This is a genomic window from Streptococcus oralis, from assembly GCF_024399415.1.
GTDB lineage: Bacteria > Bacillota > Bacilli > Lactobacillales > Streptococcaceae > Streptococcus > Streptococcus oralis_CS.
The window spans coordinates 769,563-790,928 of record NZ_CP029257.1; the positions used below are offsets into that span (position 1 = coordinate 769,563).

Annotated in this window: 20 protein-coding genes; 19 read left to right on the forward strand and 1 reads right to left on the reverse strand. The window is 43.3% G+C overall.

The window, feature by feature from the left end; all coding sequences use genetic code 11:
* The first annotated feature begins 47 nt into the window (after positions 1-47).
* The 6 genes from DG474_RS03775 to alaS all read left to right on the forward strand — a co-directional run bounded on the left by DG474_RS03775 (position 48) and on the right by alaS (position 7,211).
* A complete protein-coding gene (locus DG474_RS03775; protein WP_049519497.1) occupies positions 48-1,205 on the forward strand; it encodes an ABC transporter ATP-binding protein in 1,158 nt (385 codons plus the stop codon).
* Positions 1,186-1,992: an ABC transporter permease gene (locus DG474_RS03780; protein ID WP_000754116.1), complete on the forward strand. Its 807-nt coding sequence runs from the start codon at positions 1,186-1,188 to the stop codon at positions 1,990-1,992. The genes DG474_RS03775 and DG474_RS03780 overlap by 20 nt, the downstream gene beginning before the upstream one ends.
* Complete coding sequence (locus DG474_RS03785) at positions 1,989-2,762, forward strand: ABC transporter permease (protein WP_255778846.1); 774 nt, start codon at positions 1,989-1,991, stop codon at positions 2,760-2,762. The genes DG474_RS03780 and DG474_RS03785 overlap by 4 nt, the downstream gene beginning before the upstream one ends.
* Positions 2,759-3,829 (forward strand): ABC transporter substrate-binding protein, encoded by a 1,071-nt coding sequence (locus tag DG474_RS03790; RefSeq protein ID WP_007520285.1) that lies wholly within the window; start codon positions 2,759-2,761, stop codon positions 3,827-3,829. Before DG474_RS03785 ends, DG474_RS03790 begins: the two co-directional genes overlap by 4 nt.
* Before the next feature lie 257 nt (positions 3,830-4,086).
* Positions 4,087-4,572: an LURP-one-related/scramblase family protein gene (locus tag DG474_RS03795; protein ID WP_255778847.1), complete on the forward strand. Its 486-nt coding sequence runs from the start codon at positions 4,087-4,089 to the stop codon at positions 4,570-4,572.
* A gap of 20 nt (positions 4,573-4,592) precedes the next feature.
* On the forward strand, positions 4,593-7,211 hold the full coding sequence (alaS, locus tag DG474_RS03800; RefSeq protein ID WP_255778848.1) for an alanine--tRNA ligase: 2,619 nt from the start codon (positions 4,593-4,595) through the stop codon (positions 7,209-7,211).
* A gap of 87 nt (positions 7,212-7,298) precedes the next feature.
* Here alaS and DG474_RS03805 read toward each other — a convergent pair whose 3' ends face one another.
* Positions 7,299-8,747 (reverse strand): alpha-amylase, encoded by a 1,449-nt coding sequence (locus DG474_RS03805; protein WP_255778849.1) that lies wholly within the window; start codon positions 8,745-8,747, stop codon positions 7,299-7,301.
* Between the two features lie 272 nt (positions 8,748-9,019).
* On the opposite strand from DG474_RS03805, the gene DG474_RS03810 reads away from it, so the two are divergent.
* The 13 genes from DG474_RS03810 (at position 9,020) to DG474_RS03870 (ending at position 21,350) form a co-directional block, all read left to right on the forward strand.
* Positions 9,020-10,183: a class I SAM-dependent rRNA methyltransferase gene (locus DG474_RS03810; protein ID WP_255778850.1), complete on the forward strand. Its 1,164-nt coding sequence runs from the start codon at positions 9,020-9,022 to the stop codon at positions 10,181-10,183.
* Positions 10,180-10,857 (forward strand): type I 3-dehydroquinate dehydratase, encoded by a 678-nt coding sequence (gene aroD / locus DG474_RS03815; protein WP_000767778.1) that lies wholly within the window; start codon positions 10,180-10,182, stop codon positions 10,855-10,857. The genes DG474_RS03810 and aroD overlap by 4 nt, the downstream gene beginning before the upstream one ends.
* Positions 10,847-11,701: a shikimate dehydrogenase gene (locus tag DG474_RS03820; protein WP_125391211.1), complete on the forward strand. Its 855-nt coding sequence runs from the start codon at positions 10,847-10,849 to the stop codon at positions 11,699-11,701. The genes aroD and DG474_RS03820 overlap by 11 nt, the downstream gene beginning before the upstream one ends.
* Before the next feature lie 18 nt (positions 11,702-11,719).
* On the forward strand, positions 11,720-12,787 hold the full coding sequence (gene aroB, locus DG474_RS03825; protein WP_125391212.1) for a 3-dehydroquinate synthase: 1,068 nt from the start codon (positions 11,720-11,722) through the stop codon (positions 12,785-12,787).
* Positions 12,788-12,796: 9 nt separating this feature from the next.
* Entirely contained in the window at positions 12,797-13,963 is a 1,167-nt protein-coding gene (gene aroC, locus DG474_RS03830) for a chorismate synthase (RefSeq protein WP_125391213.1), read from the forward strand.
* Positions 13,964-13,972: 9 nt separating this feature from the next.
* Entirely contained in the window at positions 13,973-15,076 is a 1,104-nt protein-coding gene (locus tag DG474_RS03835; protein ID WP_001140471.1) for a prephenate dehydrogenase, read from the forward strand.
* A 10-nt stretch (positions 15,077-15,086) separates the two neighbouring features.
* Positions 15,087-15,425: a YlbF/YmcA family competence regulator gene (locus tag DG474_RS03840; protein WP_044020548.1), complete on the forward strand. Its 339-nt coding sequence runs from the start codon at positions 15,087-15,089 to the stop codon at positions 15,423-15,425.
* Between the two features lie 90 nt (positions 15,426-15,515).
* Complete coding sequence (gene aroA / locus DG474_RS03845) at positions 15,516-16,799, forward strand: 3-phosphoshikimate 1-carboxyvinyltransferase (protein ID WP_255778851.1); 1,284 nt, start codon at positions 15,516-15,518, stop codon at positions 16,797-16,799.
* Positions 16,792-17,268: a shikimate kinase gene (locus DG474_RS03850; RefSeq protein WP_001151357.1), complete on the forward strand. Its 477-nt coding sequence runs from the start codon at positions 16,792-16,794 to the stop codon at positions 17,266-17,268. The genes aroA and DG474_RS03850 overlap by 8 nt, the downstream gene beginning before the upstream one ends.
* Positions 17,265-18,113 (forward strand): prephenate dehydratase, encoded by an 849-nt coding sequence (gene pheA / locus DG474_RS03855; protein ID WP_255778852.1) that lies wholly within the window; start codon positions 17,265-17,267, stop codon positions 18,111-18,113. The genes DG474_RS03850 and pheA overlap by 4 nt, the downstream gene beginning before the upstream one ends.
* Positions 18,110-19,405, forward strand: a complete 1,296-nt coding sequence (locus DG474_RS03860) for an LCP family protein (protein ID WP_255778853.1) — start codon at positions 18,110-18,112, stop codon at positions 19,403-19,405. The genes pheA and DG474_RS03860 overlap by 4 nt, the downstream gene beginning before the upstream one ends.
* A 143-nt stretch (positions 19,406-19,548) precedes the next feature.
* Complete coding sequence (locus DG474_RS03865; protein ID WP_255778854.1) at positions 19,549-20,385, forward strand: LicD family protein; 837 nt, start codon at positions 19,549-19,551, stop codon at positions 20,383-20,385.
* Positions 20,382-21,350 (forward strand): glycosyltransferase family 2 protein, encoded by a 969-nt coding sequence (locus tag DG474_RS03870; protein ID WP_000971794.1) that lies wholly within the window; start codon positions 20,382-20,384, stop codon positions 21,348-21,350. The genes DG474_RS03865 and DG474_RS03870 overlap by 4 nt, the downstream gene beginning before the upstream one ends.
* The last annotated feature ends 16 nt before the right edge of the window (positions 21,351-21,366 follow it).

Here is a 21,366-nt window from a genome sequence, read left to right on the forward strand (position 1 = left end):
CAAGGTCCCAATCTGTTAATTTACGAAGAAGAAGGAATTTAGAGGAATTGAAAAAACCAATTATTGAATTCAAAAACGTCTCTAAAGTTTTTGAAGACAGCAACACCAAGGTTCTCAAAGACATCAATTTTGAGTTGGAAGAAGGGAAGTTTTACACTCTTTTAGGCGCATCCGGTTCAGGAAAATCAACCATTCTAAACATCATTGCAGGTTTACTGGATGCGACGACAGGGGATATTTTACTGGATGGGGTACGGATCAACGACATTCCAACTAATAAACGAGATGTCCATACGGTCTTCCAATCCTATGCCTTGTTTCCACATATGAATGTGTTTGAAAATGTTGCCTTTCCACTCCGCTTGCGTAAAATCGACAAGAAAGAAGTCGAACAACGTGTAGCGGAAGTTCTCAAGATGGTTCAGTTGGAAGGATATGAAAAACGTTCCATCCGTAAACTTTCTGGAGGACAACGCCAGCGTGTGGCCATTGCCCGTGCCATTATCAACCAGCCCCGTGTGGTCTTGTTGGATGAGCCCTTGTCAGCGCTGGACTTGAAATTGCGAACAGACATGCAGTACGAACTGCGTGAACTGCAACAACGATTGGGGATTACCTTTGTCTTTGTCACTCACGATCAGGAGGAAGCTCTGGCTATGAGTGACTGGATTTTCGTTATGAACGATGGCGAGATTGTTCAGTCAGGAACACCTGTTGATATCTACGATGAGCCAATCAACCATTTTGTTGCGACCTTTATCGGTGAGTCAAATATCTTGCCAGGAACCATGATTGAGGACTACTTGGTTGAGTTTAATGGCAAACGCTTTGAAGCAGTCGACGGGGGGATGAAGGCAAATGAGCCTGTTGAGGTTGTCATTCGTCCAGAGGACTTGCGCATTACCCTTCCTGAAGAAGGCAAGCTCCAAGTTAAAGTTGATACCCAGCTTTTTCGTGGGGTTCATTACGAGATTATCGCCTATGACGAGCTCGGAAATGAATGGATGATCCACTCGACCCGTAAGGCCATCGTTGGTGAAGAAATCGGTCTGGACTTTGAACCAGAAGACATCCACATCATGCGTCTAAATGAAACCGAAGAAGAGTTTGATGCTCGTATCGAAGAATACGTAGAAATCGAAGAGCAAGAAGCAGGTCTGATTAACGCGATCGAGGAGGAAAGAGATGAAGAAAACAACCTCTAAACTCTTTGTAGTGCCCTACATGCTTTGGATTGCCCTCTTTGTATTGGCACCCCTGGTCTTGATTTTTGGGCAATCCTTTTTCAACATTGAAGGCCAGTTCAGTTTAGAAAACTATAAATCTTACTTTGCGTCACAAAACTTGACCTATCTTAAGATGAGCTTCAACTCTGTGCTCTATGCAGGCATTGTAACTCTAGTGACACTTCTTATCAGCTATCCAACAGCTCTCTTTTTGACTCGTCTCAAGCACCGTCAACTCTGGCTTATGCTGATTATCCTGCCTACATGGATCAACCTACTCCTTAAGGCCTATGCCTTTATCGGGATTTTTGGTCAAAATGGGTCTATTAACCAATTCTTGGAATTCATCGGAATCGGTTCGCAACAGTTGCTCTTTACGGATTTCTCTTTTATCTTTGTCGCAAGCTACATCGAGCTTCCATTTATGATTTTGCCGATCTTCAATGTTTTGGATGATATGGACAATAATCTCATCAATGCCAGCTATGACCTCGGTGCGACCAAGTGGGAAACCTTCCGCCATGTTATCTTCCCTCTTTCTATGAACGGTGTGAGAAGTGGGGTTCAATCTGTCTTTATCCCTAGTTTGAGTCTTTTTATGTTGACACGTTTGATTGGGGGGAACCGGGTTATTACGCTGGGAACGGCTATTGAGCAGAACTTCCTGACCAATGACAACTACGGTATGGGTTCTACCATCGGTGTGGTTCTCATCCTGACCATGTTCATCACCATGTGGGTGACCAAGGAAAGGAGAGAACGATGAAAAAATTTGCCAATCTTTACCTAGCCTTTGTCTTTATCATCCTTTATTTGCCAATTTTTTACTTGATTGGCTATGCCTTTAATGCTGGCGATGATATGAACAGCTTTACTGGTTTTAGCTTGAGTCATTTTCAAACCATGTTTGGTGATGGTCGCCTCATGTTGATCCTCACCCAAACCTTTTTCTTGGCCTTTCTGTCAGCCTTGATTGCGACCATTATCGGGACTTTCGGTGCCATTTATATCTACCAGTCTCGTAAGAAATACCAAGAAGCCTTTTTATCACTCAATAATATCCTCATGGTTGCGCCTGATGTTATGATTGGTGCCAGCTTCTTGATTCTCTTTACCCAGCTGAAGTTTTCACTTGGCTTCTTGACGGTTCTATCTAGTCACGTGGCCTTCTCCATCCCAATTGTGGTCTTGATGGTCTTGCCTCGTCTCAAGGAAATGAATGATGATATGATTCACGCGGCTTATGACCTAGGTGCCAGCCAGTTTCAGATGTTCAAGGAAATCATGCTTCCGTACCTAACACCGTCTATCATTGCAGGCTACTTTATGGCCTTTACCTATTCATTAGATGACTTTGCCGTGACCTTCTTTGTAACGGGAAATGGGTTTTCAACCCTATCAGTCGAGATTTACTCTCGTGCTCGGAAGGGGATTTCGCTAGAAATCAATGCCCTGTCTGCACTCGTCTTTCTCTTTAGTATTATCCTAGTTGTAGGTTATTACTTTATCTCACGTGAGAAGGAGGAGCGAGCATGAAAAAACTCTATTCATTTTTAGCAGGAATTGTGGCGATTATCCTTGTCTTGTGGGGAATTGCTCATCATCTAGATAGTAAAATCAACAGTCGAGATAGTCAAAAACTGGTTATCTACAACTGGGGAGACTACATTGATCCAGAACTTTTGGAGAAATTCACAGAAGAAACAGGGATCCAAGTACAGTATGAGACCTTTGATTCTAACGAAGCCATGTATACCAAGATCAAGCAAGGGGGAACAACCTACGATATTGCCATCCCGAGTGAGTACATGATCAACAAGATGAAAGATGAAGATCTTTTGGTTCCTCTTGATTATTCAAAAATTGAAGGCATCGAGAATATCGGACCTGAGTTCCTCAACCAGTCTTTTGACCCGGGCAATAAATTCTCCATCCCATACTTCTGGGGGACCTTGGGAATTGTTTATAATGAAACCATGGTAGATGAAGCGCCTGAGCATTGGGATGACCTCTGGAAACCAGAGTATAAGAACTCCATCATGCTCTTTGATGGAGCGCGTGAGGTTCTGGGACTGGGGCTTAACTCGCTCGGTTACAGCCTCAACTCAAAGGATCCTCAACAGTTGGAAGAGACAGTAGATAAGCTCTACAAACTGACTCCAAATATCAAAGCCATTGTGGCGGACGAGATGAAGGGTTACATGATTCAGAACAACGCTGCTATCGGTGTGACTTTCTCTGGAGAAGCCAGCCAGATGTTGGAGAAAAATCCTAACCTCAAGTATGTCGTTCCGACTGAGGCCAGCAATCTCTGGTTTGATAACATGGTCATTCCAAAAACCGTGAAAAACCAAGATGCCGCCTATGCCTTTATCAACTTTATGCTGAAACCCGAAAATGCTCTGAAAAATGCGGAGTATGTAGGCTACTCAACACCAAACCTACCAGCCAAGGAAATGCTCCCAGAGGAGACAAAAGAAGACAAATCCTTCTATCCAGACGCTGATACTATGAAACACTTGGAAGTTTATGAGAAGTTTGACCATAAATGGACAGGAATCTACAGTGACCTCTTCCTCCAGTTTAAAATGTATCGGAAGTAGGAGATATGCTTTCTTGTCAGCTTTCCCAGTTGACGCAGAACTCAAAAAACGATATAATAAGAAAGTTGAGAATTGATTTTCTGTCATCTTAGTCCAGAGAATTGGCGGTGCTGCGAGCCATCTAAGCTAGGAAATCATGCTACTCAATCACATAATTGCATAAGAATAAGAGAATGACAAGTTCATTGAATGAAGGTGGTACCGCGGTTTTTCGCCCTTCGTGATGTGAACTTGTCTTTTGATTTTTGGAGGTGTTTATGAAGACATTTCTCGTGAAACAAAAGTTTCGTCTTGGGGGCGAACGCTTCGATATCAAGGATGATAGAGGAGTAGTGAACTATCAGGTGGAGGGCTCTTTCTTCCAAATTCCTAAGACCTTTACCATCTATGACGCCTATGGTGAGCAGATCAGTGAAATCAGTAAAGAATTTTTCACCTTGCTTCCTCGCTTTAACATTCAGCTACGGGACGGGTCAAATTTCGTCATTCGTAAGAAGTTTACTTTCTTCAGAGATAAGTATGAATTTGACAACCTCGGTCTTCGTATTGAGGGCAATATCTGGGATTTGAATTTCAAATTGCTGGATGATCGTGACCAAGTGATTGCTGAGATTCGGAAAGAGATTTTTCATTTAACCTCGACTTACACCGTAACCGTCTATGAAGACTCTTATGCAGACCTAGTCATTTCCCTCTGTGTCGCGATTGACTATGTGGAAATGCTGGAAAGCCAATCAAATTAAACAAGTAATAAGGAGATATTATGAAACAACTATCTAGTGCTCAAGTACGCCAAATGTGGCTAGATTTCTGGGCAAGCAAAGGCCACTCTGTAGAACCATCAGTCAGCTTGGTTCCTGTAAATGACCCAACTCTTTTGTGGATCAACTCTGGGGTAGCAACCCTTAAGAAATATTTTGACGGAACCATCATTCCTGAAAATCCACGTATTACCAATGCCCAAAAAGCCATCCGTACGAACGACATCGAAAACGTAGGGAAGACTGCGCGTCACCATACCATGTTTGAAATGTTGGGGAACTTCTCTATCGGAGATTACTTCCGTGATGAAGCTATCACTTGGGCTTATGAGCTTTTGACAAGTCCTGAATGGTTTGACTTTCCTAAAGACAAACTATACATGACCTACTATCCAGACGATAAAGATTCTTATAATCGCTGGATTGAAGTGGGCGTGGACCCAAGTCACTTAATCCCAATCGAAGATAACTTCTGGGAAATCGGTGCTGGGCCTTCTGGACCAGATACAGAAATCTTCTTTGACCGTGGGGAAGCCTTTGACCCAGAAAACATCGGTATTCGCCTTCTTGCAGAAGATATTGAAAACGACCGTTATATCGAGATCTGGAATATCGTATTGTCACAATTTAACGCAGACCCAGCAGTCCCTCGTAGCGAGTACAAGGAATTGCCACACAAGAACATCGATACGGGTGCTGGTTTGGAGCGTTTGGTGGCAGTTATCCAAGGGGCGAAGACAAACTTTGAAACGGATCTCTTCATGCCGATTATCCGTGAAGTTGAGAAATTATCTGGTAAGGTCTACGACCAAGATGGCGATAACATGAGCTTCAAGGTTATCGCTGACCATATTCGTTCTCTTTCATTTGCCATCGGTGATGGTGCCCTTCCAGGAAACGAAGGCCGTGGTTATGTCCTTCGTCGTCTTCTTCGTCGTGCTTCCATGCATGGTCAAAAATTGGGTATCAATGAGCCTTTCCTTTACAAACTCGTTCCAACTGTTGGAAAAATCATGGAGAGCTACTACCCAGAAGTGCTTGAAAAACGTGACTTTATCGAGAAAATCGTTAAGAGCGAAGAAGAGTCATTTGCTCGTACCCTTCACTCAGGTCAACACTTTGCAGAAACTATCGTAGCAGACTTGAAAGCTAAAGGACAAAGCGTTATCGCTGGGCAAGATGTTTTCAAACTCTACGATACTTATGGATTCCCAGTTGAATTGACAGAGGAAATCGCCGAAGAAGCTGGTATGACTGTAGACCGCGAAGGCTTTGAAGCAGCCATGAAAGAGCAGCAAGAACGTGCGCGTGCTTCAGCTGTCAAAGGCGGATCCATGGGGATGCAAAATGAAACCCTTCAAAATATCACTGTTAAGAGTGTCTTCAACTACAATGCTAGCCAATTGTCTTCTAAATTAGTGGCTATCGTAGCTGATAATGCAGAAGTAGAAGTTGTATCTGAAGGAACTGCATCTCTTATCTTTGCAGAAACACCATTCTACGCTGAAATGGGTGGACAAGTAGCTGACCATGGTCAAATCTTGGATGCTACTGGAAATGTCGTAGCTACTGTGACAGACGTTCAAAAAGCACCAAACGGCCAAGCTCTTCATACTGTTGAAGTTCATGCTCCGCTTACTTTGAATGCAGAATATACTTTGGCGATTGATACTGACCGTCGTCACCGTGTCATGAAGAACCATACAGCAACTCACTTGCTTCATGCGGCTCTTCACAATATCCTTGGCCACCATGCAACTCAAGCAGGATCTCTGAACGAAGTCGAATTCCTTCGCTTTGACTTCACACACTTCCAAGCCGTGACTCCAGAAGAATTGCGTGCTATTGAACAGCAAGTCAATGAAAAGATCTGGGAAGCTATTGCAGTCAAGACTGTTGAGACTGATATCGACACAGCCAAAGAAATGGGAGCTATGGCCCTCTTTGGTGAGAAATATGGTAAAGAAGTCCGCGTTGTGACCATCGGTGACTACTCAGTAGAACTCTGTGGTGGTACCCACGTTGGCAATACTTCTGAAATCGGTCTCTTCAAGATTGTCAAAGAAGAAGGAATCGGTTCAGGTACCCGCCGTATCTTAGCAGTGACTGGTAAGGAAGCCTTTGAAGCTTATCGTGAACAAGAAGACGCTTTGAAAGCCGTCGCAGCAACCTTGAAAGCACCTCAACTCAAGGAAGTTCCTCATAAGGTTGAAGGACTTCAAGAGCAACTTCGTCAATTGCAAAAAGAAAATGCAGAATTGAAGGAAAAAGCAGCAGCTGCAGCTGCAGGTGATGTCTTCAAGGATGTGAAGGAAGTCAACGGACACCGTTACATTGCAAGCCAAGTTTCTGTATCAGACGCAGGTGCCCTTCGTACCTTTGCGGATAACTGGAAACAAAAAGACTACTCTGATGTGCTTGTCCTAGTTGCATCTATCGGTGACAAAGTCAATGTTCTTGTAGCTAGCAAGACAAAAGATGTGCATGCAGGAAACCTTGTCAAAGAATTGGCTCCAATCGTCGATGGACGTGGTGGTGGTAAACCAGACATGGCCATGGCAGGAGGAAGCAACCAAGCGAAAATCCAAGAACTCTTGGAGGCAGTAGCAGGTAAATTATAAGACAATAAAGATCTATCCATTTGGGTAGGTCTTTTTGTGCATACAAAAAAGCCAAATCCGGTTGGATTTGACTTGTACCTGATAGGTTTATTTTGCTGCCCAGACACTGACTGAACCCGCTGCTACTGGAAATTCTCCATAACCTTCAGCATTGATTGTAACTTGATTGTGGTGGTTTCCAAGTAAATCTACGAAAGTTTGGTTAGCCCATTCTTGACCAACAAACATAGACTTGCTGTTTTCTTGGTCATTGGAGATAAGGACAGCGATTGGGGATTGATGTTCAGCACCCGAACGTACCCATCCGATACAGTTGGCATCGTCAAAGTAGTCTGTTTGCTCTCCATAGGCCATGTCTTTTCGGATGGCTAGGAGACGGTCAAGAACTTCTCTGAAATCTTGTTGAGCAAATTGCCCAGAAATACCATAATAGTCTCCGTAAAAGACACATGGAAGACCATCTTGGCGTAATAGAATAAGGGCATAGGCTGCAGGTTTAAACCATTCTTCGACGGTTGATTCAAGTGCCTGTCCTCTTTGAGTATCATGGTTGTCAACGAAAGTGACAGCCTTATCAGGTTTGATTTCCACTAAACTATCAGCAAAAATACTACGAAGGTCATAGCTTGCTCCAGCTTGACTGGCTTCAAAGAGATTTTGGTGGAGACGAACATCCACAAGGTCAAAGCGCTCCTCAATTTTTTCAAGATAGTCCAGATTGGCTTCTTTGTCTGGGTTCCAAAATTCACCAAAAACATAGAAATCTTGACCGTATTTTTCCTTCATATCACGGATGAAATTGCCCATAAAGAAGGAGTCAATGTGCTTAACGGCATCCAAGCGGAAACCAGCTACACCAGTCGTTTCCATGAACCAGTCAGCCCAGTCATAGATGTTTTGGATGACTTCGGGATGCTTAAAGTCTAGGTCAGCATACATGAGGTAGTCGTAGTTACCGTTTTCGTTATCGACCAATTCCTCATTTGCCCAACCTTTATTGTCTCCTTGGATCAGGTAAATACCAGACTTACGGCGTTTGGCATCGTAGTCTGTACCTGTGAAGTGGTACCAGTGCCAGTGGAAGTCATTGTAGGTATCTTGGCGACCATCGAAAGTAAAGTGAGTCCAGCCATTGATAGTAAAGGGCTCGCTTAGTTGAACGGTACGATCCTCAGGGTCCACTTCAATAACCTGAAAGGCTTCCATATGATCGGCAGCAGCCTTGTGATTGAGCACCACATCGGCCATAGGTTGAATTCCCTGTGCTTTTAGGGCTTGAATGGCTTGAAGATAGTCTTCTTTAAACCCATACTTGGTACGGACAGTTCCTTTTTGCTGAAATTCGCCTAGGTCAAAAAGATCGTAAACACCATAGCCGACATCTTTTTCGTTGGTTGCCTTGAAGGCAGGTGGCATCCAGACGTGGCTAATCCCCAGATGAGCTAGGTGTGAAGCATCTTCAGCCAGTCGCGTCCAGTGTTGGCCGTCGTGAGGCAGATACCATTCAAAGTATTGCATAAGTGTCTGATTTTGCATTGTTTTTCCTCTTGCTTATCAATGTTGTGTTTTATTCTACCATAAAGTTTAGAACTAGGCAAACGTTTGCGCAAGATTCTATACTCATTTCTGAAATTGTCTATTTTTAGCGAATAAAATCTCTATTTCCATCACAAGGGAGAGGATGTTTTGCTGAAAAAGTAAATGGCATATACTTATTTGAACAAAAATGACACTCAGTAAACTAAAGTACATATGGTTAAACGGTTTCTTTTTTGAGAATTGTCACAAAATTTGCTATAATAGTAGCTATGAATAGAATTAGGGTCAGCAGACGTGTTGAAAAAAAGCTAGCTAAGGGTCTAGTTCTTTTGGAAGCAAGTGATTTAACAGATATTGATCTGACGGATCAGGCAGTAGAAGTTCTTAGTCAAGACGGGAAGTTTTTAGGGAGTGCCTATCTTTCTCAGCAGAACAAGGGCATTGGCTGGTTGGTCAGCAAGGAAAAGGTTGGTTTCAACCAATCCTTCTTTGAAACTCTGTTTCGTAAGGCTAAGGAAGCTAGAAAGCCTTATTATCAAGATGACTTGACTACTGCCTTTCGCCTTTTTAACCAAGAGGGGGATGGTTTTGGTGGTCTGACTGTTGATCTCTATGGAGATTATGCTGTCTTTTCTTGGTACAACTCCTTTGTTTACCAGATTCGTAAGCTGATCGTAAAGGCTTTTAAGGAAGTTTTTCCTGAGGTCTTGGGGGCTTATGAAAAGATTCGTTTTAAAGGTCAAAACTACGAGTCTGCCTATGTTTATGGTGAGGAAGCGCCAGATTACTTTACTGTTCTTGAGAATGGCGTGCTCTATCAAGTCTTTATGAATGATGGCTTGATGACCGGGATTTTCCTAGACCAGCATGAGGTTCGTGGGAGTCTGGTTGACGGTCTAGCCATGGGCAAATCCTTGCTCAATATGTTTTCCTATACGGCGGCCTTTTCAGTTGCTGCAGCTATGGGAGGTGCCAGTGAGACGACTTCAGTTGACTTGGCCAAACGGTCTAGAGAGCTGTCAGAAGCTCATTTTCAGGCAAATGGACTCAGCACGTACAATCATCGTTTTATCGTCATGGATGTCTTTGAGTACTTCAAGTATGCCAAGAGAAAAGGCTTGACCTATGATGTGATTGTTCTTGATCCGCCAAGCTTTGCCCGCAATAAAAAACAAACATTCTCTGTAGCTAAGGACTATCACAAGTTGATTTCCCAGAGTCTAGAGATTTTAAATCCGGGAGGCATTATCATTGCCAGTACCAATGCTGCCAATGTTTCCCGCCAGAAATTTACAGAACAAATTGATAAAGGTTTTGCAGGAAGAAGGTATCAGATCTTGAACCAATATGGTCTTCCAGCTGACTTTGCCCATAATAAAAAAGATGAAAGCAGTAATTACCTCAAGGTGATTAGTATGAAGGTTAGTAGATGAAATTAATCGTTTCAGTGATGCCAAGAAGTTTAGAAGAAGCGCAAGAACTGGATGCAACTAGGTATGAAGATGCCGATATCATTGAGTGGCGTGCGGACTTTCTTACAAAGGACGCTATTTTACAGGTAGCACCCGCTATCTTTGAGAAATTTGCAGGACGCGAACTGGTCTTTACCCTTCGGACTCGAGCTGAGGGAGGAGAAATCGAACTTTCCTCAGAAGAGTATGTTCAAATCATCAAGGAAGTTACTCAACTCTATCAGCCGGATTATGTAGATTTTGAGTATTTCAGCTATAAGGACGTTTTTGAGGAAATGTTGGATTTTCCAAATCTGGTTTTGAGTTACCATAATTTCCAGGAGACACCTGAAAACATGATGGAGATTTTGTCTGAGTTGACCAGTCTCTCTCCGAAAGTGGTCAAGGTATCAGTTATGGCCCATACGGAGCAGGATGTTTTAGATCTGATGAACTACACACGAGGATTTAAGACACTCAATCCTGAGCAAGAGTACGTGACCATTTCCATGGGGAAAATGGGCAAGGTATCACGCATTACTTCAGATGTGACGGGTTCAAGTTGGTCATTTGCTAGTCTGGATGAAGCGAGTGCCCCAGGTCAGATTTCGCTATCAAACATGAAGAAAATCAGGGAGATTTTGGATGAAGCTTGATGGCTATACACGTTTAGCTGCGGTTGTTGCCAATCCCATCAAACACTCTATTTCACCCTTTATCCACAATAGGGCCTTTGAGGCGACAGCTACCAATTGTGCCTATGTAGCTTGGGAGATTGAAGCGGGTGATTTGGCAGAAACAGTCGCCAATATTCGCCGTTACCAGATGTTTGGTATCAACCTGTCTATGCCTTACAAGGAGCAAGTGATTCCTTATCTGGATGAGTTGAGTGATGAGGCTCGTTTGATTGGGGCGGTCAATACAGTTGTTAATCAAGACGGAACGTTAATTGGATATAATACAGATGGCAAGGGATTTTTTAAGAGCTTGCCTTCTTTTACAATCTCAGATAAGAAAATGACCATTCTGGGAGCAGGTGGTGCGGCCAAATCCATTTTGGCGCAGGCTATTTTGGATGGTGCCAGTCAGATTTCAGTCTTTGTTCGTTCAGCTTCTATAGAAAAAACAAGACCTTACCTAGATAAGTTGCAGGAGCAAACAGGCTTTAAAGTGGACTTGTATGCTTTAGAAGATATTTCTGAACTGCAAGAAAAGATTGCCAAGACGGACCTACTCGTCAATGCCACTAGTGTGGGGATGGATGGCAAATCATCCCCAATTCCTGAAAGCATAGTCTTACCAGAGGCTCTATTGGTGGCAGATATTATTTACCAACCCTTTGAGACCCCATTTTTGAAATGGGCCAAAGGTCAGGGGAATCAAGCAATCAATGGCCTTGGAATGTTGCTCTATCAAGCTGCTGAAGCTTTTCAACTGTGGACAGGTAAAGAAATGCCGACAGACGAGATTTGGCAGTCCTTAACAGAAAAATATCAATAATGAAAAGGAGACCCTACTATGAAAATCAGAATCGATATTCCGCATCATCCTTATGATATTCAGATTGAAAAAGGTTGTCTGGCTCAGGCTGGTCAATGGTTGCGAGAACTCTGGCAACCTCAAAAAGTGGTCATTGTAACCGACAACCATGTAGCTTCTCTCTATGCAGAGAAGGTTAAACTCAGCTTAGAAGATGCTGGTTTTCAGGTAGCTGTTTTTGACTTTTTAGAAGGCGAAGAAAGAAAGAATTTAACAACCGTTCAGAAGGTCTATGAATTTCTAGTCAAGCAAGGTCTGACTCGTAGCGATGGGATCGTGGCTCTTGGCGGTGGTGTTGTTGGGGATCTGGCTGGTTTTGTAGCCTCTACCTATATGCGGGGCATTCACTTTGTTCAGATTCCGACTAGTTTGACTGCCCAGGTTGATTCTTCTATCGGTGGAAAGACGGGTGTCAATACTCCATTTGCTAAAAATATGGTGGGAACTTTTGCCCAACCAGATGGGGTTCTGATTGACCCGCTGGTCCTTGAAACACTCGGAAAAAGGGAGTTGATTGAAGGGATGGGTGAGGTTATCAAGTATGGCTTGATTGAGGATCCAGAACTTTGGGCTCTCTTGACGGAGCTGGATGGTTCTGTAGAGAGCATTCTGGAGCATGCAGAGACTTTGATTGAACATTCTTGTCAGGTTAAGCGGAAGATGGTAGTCGAAGATGAGTTGGATAACGGTGTTCGTCTTTACCTCAATTTTGGACACACTATTGGTCATGCCATTGAAGCAACGGCCGGTTATGGCAAAGTCATGCATGGTGAGGCCGTGGCCATGGGGATGGTGCAGATTTCCAAGGTTGCTGAGGAAAAAGGTCTTATGCCAGAAGGAATAACCCAGTCCATTAGAGAGATGTGCCAGAAATTTGGTTTGCCAGTTGACTATGAAAACTGGGATGTTGACAAGCTCTATCAGGCTTTGACTCATGATAAGAAAACGCGTGGCAACACCTTGAAACTGGTCTTGGTACCAGAGCTTGGTTCAGCGACCATTCACCCAGTTTCTCTGGAAGAGATGAAAGACTACTTGGTAAAATAAGGAGAATGTATGAGATATTTAACTGCAGGAGAATCACACGGCCCCCGTTTGACAGCCATCATTGAAGGAATTCCTGCTGGACTTCCTTTGACAGTAGAGGACATCAATGACGACCTTAAACGCCGTCAGGGTGGCTACGGTCGTGGTGGTCGTATGAAGATTGAGAGTGACCAGGTTGTCTTTACATCAGGCGTTCGCCACGGGAAGACGACAGGGGCTCCGATTACCATGGATGTTATCAATAAAGACCACCAGAAATGGCTGGATATCATGTCTGCGGAGGACATTGAAGACCGCCTTAAAAGCAAACGAAAAATCACCCATCCACGTCCCGGTCATGCCGATTTGGTTGGGGGCATCAAGTACCGTTTTGACGATTTGCGAAATTCTTTGGAGCGTTCATCAGCTCGTGAAACAACCATGCGAGTAGCAGTTGGAGCAGTAGCCAAACGTCTCTTAGCTGAACTGGATATGGAGATTGCCAACCATGTCGTGGTCTTTGGTGGCAAGGAAATCGATGTACCTGAAAATCTGACAGTGGCTGAGATTAAGGAACGAGCTGCCCAGTCTGAAGTTTCTATTGTCAACCAAGAGCGGGAACAGGAAATCAAGGACTATATTGACCAAATCAAACGTGACGGTGATACCATCGGTGGGGTTGTAGAGACAGTCGTCGGAGGCGTTCCAGTTGGCCTTGGCTCCTATGTCCAATGGGACAGAAAATTGGATGCGCGATTGGCCCAAGCAGTTGTTTCTATCAATGCCTTTAAAGGGGTGGAATTTGGTCTTGGATTTGAAGCTGGTTACCGCAAAGGCAGCCAAGTTATGGATGAAATTCTCTGGTCTAAAGAAGACGGCTATACTCGTCGTACCAATAATCTAGGTGGTTTTGAAGGTGGTATGACCAATGGGCAACCAATTGTTGTTCGTGGAGTTATGAAACCCATTCCCACTCTTTACAAACCACTTATGAGTGTGGATATCGAAACCCACGAACCTTACAAGGCAACCGTGGAGAGAAGTGATCCGACCGCTCTGCCAGCAGCTGGGGTAGTCATGGAAGCTGTTGTAGCAACGGTTCTGGCGCAAGAAATCCTTGAAAAATTTTCATCGGACAACCTAGAGGAATTAAAAGAAGCGGTAACCAAACACCGTGAGTATACAAAGAACTATTAAGGAGTTCCTATGGCAAAAACCATCTATATCGCAGGTCTCGGTTTGATTGGTGCCTCGATGGCGCTTGGTATCAAACGCGATCATCCTGATTATGAAATTCTAGGTTATAATCGCAGTCAGGCTTCTAGAGATATTGCCTTGGAGCGGGGGATGATTGACCGTGCGACGGATGATTTTGCCAGTTTTGCTCCTCTGGCAGATGTCATCATCTTGACCTTGCCAATCAAGCAGACCATTGCTTTTATTCAGGAGTTGGCAGGTTTGAACTTGAAAGAAGGCGTCATTATCTCGGATGCGGGCTCAACCAAGGCTGCCATTGTGGAAGTGGCGGAGGAATATTTGGCTGGCAAGTCAATTCGTTTTGTCGGGGCTCATCCCATGGCTGGTAGCCACAAGACAGGAGCTGCCTCTGCCGATGTTAATCTCTTTGAAAATGCCTACTATATCTTTACTCCATCTAGCTTGACCACTCCAGAAACCCTTTCAGAAATGAAGGACCTACTTTCAGGCCTCCATGCTCGTTTCATTGAAATTGATGCCAAGGAGCACGATCAAGTAACTTCACAGATTAGCCATTTTCCCCATATCTTGGCATCAGGTCTCATGGAACAAACAGCAGTTTATGCTCAAGAACATGAGATGGCAAGACGCTTTGCGGCGGGTGGATTTCGAGATATGACTCGCATTGCGGAAAGCGAGCCAGGTATGTGGACTTCTATTCTCTTGTCTAACCGTGAGACTATTCTAGAGCGAATTGCGGATTTCAAGGAACGCTTGGAAGCGATTGGTCAGGCCATCAGCAGGGGAGATGAAGAGCAAATCTGGAACTTTTTCAACCAAGCGCGTGCGCAACGTCAGGCCATGGAAATACATAAGCGTGGTGGTGTGGACAGTTCTTATGACCTCTATGTCGACGTTCCCGATGAAGAAGATGTCATCTTGCGGATTTTGGAATTGCTACGTGGAACTTCTTTGGTTAATATCCACATCAACGAGGAAAACCGTGAGGATGTTCACGGGATTCTACAAATTTCCTTTAAAAATGCTCAAGATTTGGAACGAGCTGAGCGCTTAATTACAGAAAATACCGACTACACAGTCGTCATCAAATAAGGAGAAAATCATGTCAAATATTTACGATAGTGCAAATGAACTTAGTCGCGGATTACGCGAATTACCAGAATACAAGGCGGTTAAGGTAGCCAAAGATGCCATCCAAGCTGATGAACAAGCTAGCAAGATTTTTGCAGACTACCTCGCTTTCCAGCAAGAAATCCAAGTCATGGCGCAAACGGGACAAATGCCAGACGCCTCTTTCCAAGAAAAGATGCAGTCTTTCAGCAAACAAATCCAAGAGAACGCTCTTTTGTCAGATTTCTTTGCCAAACAGCAACAATTGTCCATTTATCTTTCGGACATTGAAAAAATTGTCTTTGAACCTGTTTCAGAATTATTGAAATAGTATTTTATCTGTATAAAAGCCAGAAATTTTAGGAATTTCTGGCTTTTTTGTGATAAAATAAGAAAAAGTATTGCAAGTATGAGGTCAACTATGAAACTAAAAACAAACATTCGCCACTTACATGGCAGTATCCGGGTTCCAGGTGACAAGTCTATCAGCCACCGTACGATTATTTTTGGAAGTTTGGCTGAGGGCGAGACTAAGGTTTATGATATTTTGCGTGGAGAGGATGTACTTTCAACCATGCAGGTTTTTCGTGACCTTGGTGTTGAAATTGAGGACAAATATGGGGTTGTTACCATTCAAGGTGTTGGAATGGATGGCTTAAAAGCTCCGCAAAATGCCTTGGATATGGGGAATTCTGGCACCTCGATTCGCCTGATTTCAGGTGTCCTTGCTGGTGCAGACTTCGAAGTAGAGATGTTCGGAGACGACAGTCTTTCTAAACGTCCTATGGACCGTGTGACGATTCCATTGAAAAAAATGGGCGTCAGTATTTCAGGGCAAACTGAGCGAGACCTGCCCCCTCTTCACTTAAAAGGGACGAAAAAACTTACACCTATTCACTATGAGTTGCCAATCGCCTCTGCTCAGGTCAAGTCAGCCTTGATGTTTGCAGCCTTGCAGGCTCAGGGGGAGTCCGTTATTATCGAGAAAGAATGTACTCGTAACCACACCGAAGATATGCTACAGCAATTTGGTGGCCATTTAAGTGTGGATGGCAAAAAAATCACAGTTCAAGGACCACAAAAACTGATCGGACAAAAGGTAGTTGTTCCAGGAGATATTTCCAGTGCAGCCTTTTGGTTGGTCGCAGGTTTGATTGTTCCAAACTCTAGTGTGGTGCTGCAGAATGTGGGGATTAACGAAACTCGTACTGGTATTATTGATGTCATTCGCGCCATGGGTGGAAAACTAGAAATAACTGAAATCGATCCTGTCGCTAAATCAGCAACCTTGACTGTCGAGTCTTCAGACTTGAAAGGAACAGAGATTGGTGGAGCCTTGATTCCCCGCTTGATTGATGAATTGCCTATTATTGCCCTTTTAGCGACACAAGCGCAAGGTGAAACAGTCATTAAGGATGCTGAGGAACTCAAGGTAAAGGAAACAGACCGCATTCAGGTGGTGACAGATGCCTTAAATAGCATGGGGGCGGATATCACTCCTACAGCAGACGGGATGATTATCAAAGGAAAATCAAGACTTCATGGCGCTAGAGTCAATACGTTTGGTGACCATCGAATTGGAATGATGACAGCCATCGCAGCCCTCTTGGTTGCTGATGGAGAAGTGGAGCTTGACCGTGCAGAAGCCATCAACACTAGCTATCCTAGCTTCTTTGATGATTTGGAGAGCTTGATTCATGGCTAAGGTATTACTCGGATTTATGGGGGCAGGCAAGTCGACAATTGCTAGAGGCTTGGACCCAGACTATATCGATATGGATGCCTTAATCGAGGAACGTTTGGGCATGTCTATTGCGGATTTCTTCGCTGAAAAAGGAGAAGTGGCCTTTCGTCAAGTAGAGTCAGAAGTTCTAGCTGACTTACTAAAAACGGACCGAGTTGTGTCAACTGGCGGAGGAGTCGTCATTTCTCAGAGAAATCGTGACTTGCTCAAAACCAATCCTGAAAACATCTACCTAAAAGCAGATTTTGAAACCCTCTACCAACGTATCGCAGCTGATAAGGACAATCAGCGCCCACTGTTTCTAAATAATAGTAAGGAAGAACTGGCAGCTATTTTCAAAGAAAGACAAGCTTGGTATGAGGAAGTAGCCAGTCGGGTTTTGGATGTAACCAAGTTAAGCCCAGAGGAAATTACAGAGGAACTGAGATGAAAATTGCCTATCTAGGTCCCAAGGGATCTTTTTCGCATCATGTTGTGCAAACGGCTTTTCCACATGAGGAACTAGAGCCTTTTTCAAATATTACAGACGTTATCAAGGCCTATGAACAGGGCTTGGTGGACTATTCTGTGGTACCAGTTGAAAACTCCATTGAAGGTAGTGTCCATGAAAGTTTGGATTACCTTTTTCACCAGGCTCGCATCCAAGCAGTTGCAGAAATCGTCCAGCCTATTCACCAGCAGTTAATGGTGGTTCCAGGTCAGTCAAAAATTGAGAAAATCTTTTCCCATCCTCAGGCTCTGGCTCAAGGAAAGAAATTCATTGATAAACACTATCCAGAGGCCAAAATTGAGGTAACAGCCAGTACCGCCTATGCAGCTCGCTTTATTTCAGAGCATTCAGACCAGCCATACGCAGCTATTGCTCCTAAAAGTTCAGCTGAAGAATATGGCTTGGAATTGATTGCAGAGGATATTCAGGAGATGGAAGCCAATTTCACACGTTTTTGGGTGTTAGGGGCAGAGATACCGAAGATTCCTTTGAACTCACAAGCTGAAAAAATGAGTTTGGCCTTGACCTTACCAGACAATCTACCAGGTGCTCTTTACAAGGCGCTTTCGACCTTTGCTTGGAGAGGGATTGACTTAACAAAGATTGAAAGTCGCCCCCTTAAAACAGCCTTGGGAGAATACTTTTTCATTATCGATGTAGACTATAGTGACAAAGAACTGGTTCATTTTGCAAGACAAGAACTAGAAGCTATTGGAATCCAGCACAAGATACTGGGAACCTACCCGATTTTTACCATAACTGATTTAGAAAAGGAGAGTCAATGAGCAAAGAAAATCCTTTAAGTCACCACGAGCAGTTACGTTATGACTATCTCTTCAAAAATATTCATTACCTCAACGACCGTGAACGGAGGGAATTTGATTATCTGCAACAGAAAATGGCAGGTCCTAAGTCTGAAGTTCACCATTTCTACCAAGAAGAAAAAGAAGAATCTTGGGGTAGAGATATTGATCTTCCGACTTATGGCAGTAGAAGCCGGTCTAAGAAACGTGAAAAGGTAGCTCCTCAACCTAAAGTCAAAAAGAAAAAGAGAAGAATTCGCTTCAAACGAATACTGACTTGGTTCTTGCTGTTGATTACCTGTGTGCTTGCAGGAATGATTTTTATGTTTCTTCGAGGGTTCCAGTCAGCAGCAAATCCAACAAATAAGCCAGCTGACGCCAAGGCAGCTCAAGTAGAGGTCTTTAACGGTCAAGATACCAAAGATGGTGTGAATATCCTAGTCATGGGGACAGATGGCCGTATCGGTCAAAATAGTGCAGAAACCCGTACTGACACAATCATGGTACTGAATGTCAGTGGATCGGATAAGAAGATCAAACTAGTCAGCTTTATGCGTGACAACTTAGTTTATATCGACGGGTATAGTAAGATTATAAATGGCCAGAAACAGACGGATAATAAACTAAATGTTGCTTATGAACTTGGGGAACAAGAAGGGCAAAAAGGGGCAGAAATGGTCCGCAAGGTTCTAAAAGACAACTTTGATTTGGATATTAAGTACTATGCCCTGGTCGACTTCCAGGCTTTTGCAACAGCTATTGATAGCCTCTTCCCTGACGGAGTAACGATTGATGCCCAATTCTCAACATTGAATGGTCAACCTTTAACAGAAGCCACAGTTGGAGATGACCTTCATGCAACAGAGACAGAATCGCCAACCCAAACCATCAAAGTTGGAAAACAGCAGATGAATGGATCCACCTTGCTGAACTATGCTCGCTTCCGTGATGATGACGAGGGAGACTACGGCCGTACCAAACGTCAGCAACAAGTCATGTCAGCTGTTCTTGAGCAAATCAAAGATCCAACCAAGCTCTTTACGGGATCAGAGGCACTTGGAAAAGTCTTTGGAATGACATCAACAAATCTACCATATAGCTTCTTGTTGACCAATGGCTTATCTGTCCTAGAAGGTGCTCAAAATGGCATTGAAAGACTCACCGTCCCAGAACTTGGTGACTGGGTAGATGCTTATGATATCTACGGTGGACAAGGACTTCTAGTTGATCAAAATAAATACCAAACCAAACTCGCCCAAATGGGAATGAGATAGAATACTATAAAAAAATCAAAGTTTGAATCACTAGTGAAAAAGTGGTTTAGGCTTTGATTTTTCTTAGTATCTGATGGATTTTTAGGGCTTTTTTATGGTATAATAAAACGATATAACTCGTTATTGGACAGAAGAGGAGAGACATGAGTGATTTGAAAGCGATTCAGGCTCGTAGTCTGGAAATGGCTGAATATTTCGTCGCATTTTGTAAAGAACATGATTTGTTGTGCTATCTCTGTGGTGGAGGAGCCATTGGCGCCCTTCGTAATAAGGGCTTCATTCCTTGGGATGATGATTTGGACTTTTTCATGCCGCGTAAGGACTATGAAAAATTAGCAGAACTGTGGCCACGTTATGCAGACGAGCGTTATTTCTTGTCAAAGAGTAATAAAGATTTTGTAGACCGTAACCTTTTTATTACCATTCGTGACAAGGAAACTACTTGTATCAAGCCTTATCAGAAGGATTTGGATTTGCCACACGGTTTGGCCTTGGATGTTTTACCATTGGATTATTATCCTAAAAATCCAGCTGAGCGTAAGAAACAGGTTCGTTGGGCCTTGATTTATTCACTCTTTTGTGCGCAAACTATCCCAGAAAAGCATGGTGCAGTCATGAAATGGGGAAGTCGTATCTTACTCGGCCTGACTCCAAAATCTCTACGTTATCGCATTTGGAAAAAAGCTGAAAAAGAAATGACCAAGTATGGTCTGGCTGAGTGCGATGGAATTACGGAATTATGCTCAGGTCCCGGCTACATGCGAAACAAATACCCAATCGCATCCTTTGAAGACAATCTTTTCTTGCCATTTGAAGGAACTGAGATGCCTATTCCAGTTGGCTACGATGCTTATCTCAGCACTGCTTTTGGGGACTATATGACACCGCCACCAGCGAACAAACAAGTACCGCATCATGATGCTATTATAGCAGACATGGACAAGAGCTACACAGAGTATAAGGGAGAATATGGAGCATGATGGGAGAAAAAATAAGCGTTATCGTTCCAGTTTACAATGTAGAGGCTTATCTGGAGCGATGTGTGGAGTCGATTCTTCAACAGACTTATGCCCATTTTGAGTTAATCCTAATCAATGATGGTTCTACTGATTCCAGTGGACAGATCTGTGATCACTTAGCGTCTCAGTATGAGAATATCAAGGTTTATCATATCGAAAATGCTGGTGTTTCAAATGCTAGAAATATGGGAATTCAGCTAGCAACGGGTTCTTGGGTTACCTTTATTGATAGCGATGATTTCGTTACCCAGGATTACCTAGCTACTTTAGCAAGTGCAGCTGAAGGGTTGAATGTAGGCTTTGTAATTGCTCCTCTGCACCATATCAAAAACGGCATTGTAACAGACCTACCTTCACATTCAGAAAAAACAGAACTCTGGTCAACAGAAGAAACCATGAAGGAACTACTGATGACTACCAGAACATCATTTTTTCCAGTCGCAAAACTGTTTAAGAGAGACCTGCTTGCCGATGAAAAGTTTAATACCAATTATCACCTAGCTGAAGATGCCTTGTTTTTAACTGAATTGCTACTAAAGACAAGATGCAGTTGCGTATTTATTGACAAACCTGTTTATTATTATGATCATCGTGAGGGAAGTGCAACAACATCTGTTAATCGACATGTATTTGACACAATAGAAGTTTATAAGCAAATAATTGCTCAAGTTTCACAAGCCTTCCCTAATTTAAAATACGAATTAATAAATAGAGAATGTTGGTCGTACATCACAGTTTACGATAAAATTATCTTTACTTCACGTGAAGAGTATCAAAAGGAGAAAGCCGAGCTGAGGACTTGGATTGTTCAGCACCGACGCGAAATATGGAAAGATGCTTATTTCACCACTTTTCGCAAGGTAGCTATCCTTTCACTTGTCATTTCTCCATGGCTATATAAGAAAATTGTTGGATTAAAAAACTAATATCATGAGAAGGAGT

Coding starts and splice junctions, on each gene's coding strand:
- DG474_RS03780 (WP_000754116.1), top strand. CDS start 1,186: ATGAAGAAAACAACCTCTAAACTCTTTGTAGTGCCCTACATGCTTTGG.
- DG474_RS03785 (WP_255778846.1), top strand. CDS start 1,989: ATGAAAAAATTTGCCAATCTTTACCTAGCCTTTGTCTTTATCATCCTT.
- DG474_RS03790 (WP_007520285.1), top strand. CDS start 2,759: ATGAAAAAACTCTATTCATTTTTAGCAGGAATTGTGGCGATTATCCTT.
- DG474_RS03795 (WP_255778847.1), top strand. CDS start 4,087: ATGAAGACATTTCTCGTGAAACAAAAGTTTCGTCTTGGGGGCGAACGC.
- alaS (WP_255778848.1), top strand. CDS start 4,593: ATGAAACAACTATCTAGTGCTCAAGTACGCCAAATGTGGCTAGATTTC.
- DG474_RS03805 (WP_255778849.1), bottom strand. CDS start 8,747: ATGCAAAATCAGACACTTATGCAATACTTTGAATGGTATCTGCCTCAC.
- DG474_RS03810 (WP_255778850.1), top strand. CDS start 9,020: ATGAATAGAATTAGGGTCAGCAGACGTGTTGAAAAAAAGCTAGCTAAG.
- aroD (WP_000767778.1), top strand. CDS start 10,180: ATGAAATTAATCGTTTCAGTGATGCCAAGAAGTTTAGAAGAAGCGCAA.
- DG474_RS03820 (WP_125391211.1), top strand. CDS start 10,847: ATGAAGCTTGATGGCTATACACGTTTAGCTGCGGTTGTTGCCAATCCC.
- aroB (WP_125391212.1), top strand. CDS start 11,720: ATGAAAATCAGAATCGATATTCCGCATCATCCTTATGATATTCAGATT.
- aroC (WP_125391213.1), top strand. CDS start 12,797: ATGAGATATTTAACTGCAGGAGAATCACACGGCCCCCGTTTGACAGCC.
- DG474_RS03835 (WP_001140471.1), top strand. CDS start 13,973: ATGGCAAAAACCATCTATATCGCAGGTCTCGGTTTGATTGGTGCCTCG.
- DG474_RS03840 (WP_044020548.1), top strand. CDS start 15,087: ATGTCAAATATTTACGATAGTGCAAATGAACTTAGTCGCGGATTACGC.
- aroA (WP_255778851.1), top strand. CDS start 15,516: ATGAAACTAAAAACAAACATTCGCCACTTACATGGCAGTATCCGGGTT.
- DG474_RS03850 (WP_001151357.1), top strand. CDS start 16,792: ATGGCTAAGGTATTACTCGGATTTATGGGGGCAGGCAAGTCGACAATT.
- pheA (WP_255778852.1), top strand. CDS start 17,265: ATGAAAATTGCCTATCTAGGTCCCAAGGGATCTTTTTCGCATCATGTT.
- DG474_RS03860 (WP_255778853.1), top strand. CDS start 18,110: ATGAGCAAAGAAAATCCTTTAAGTCACCACGAGCAGTTACGTTATGAC.
- DG474_RS03865 (WP_255778854.1), top strand. CDS start 19,549: ATGAGTGATTTGAAAGCGATTCAGGCTCGTAGTCTGGAAATGGCTGAA.
- DG474_RS03870 (WP_000971794.1), top strand. CDS start 20,382: ATGATGGGAGAAAAAATAAGCGTTATCGTTCCAGTTTACAATGTAGAG.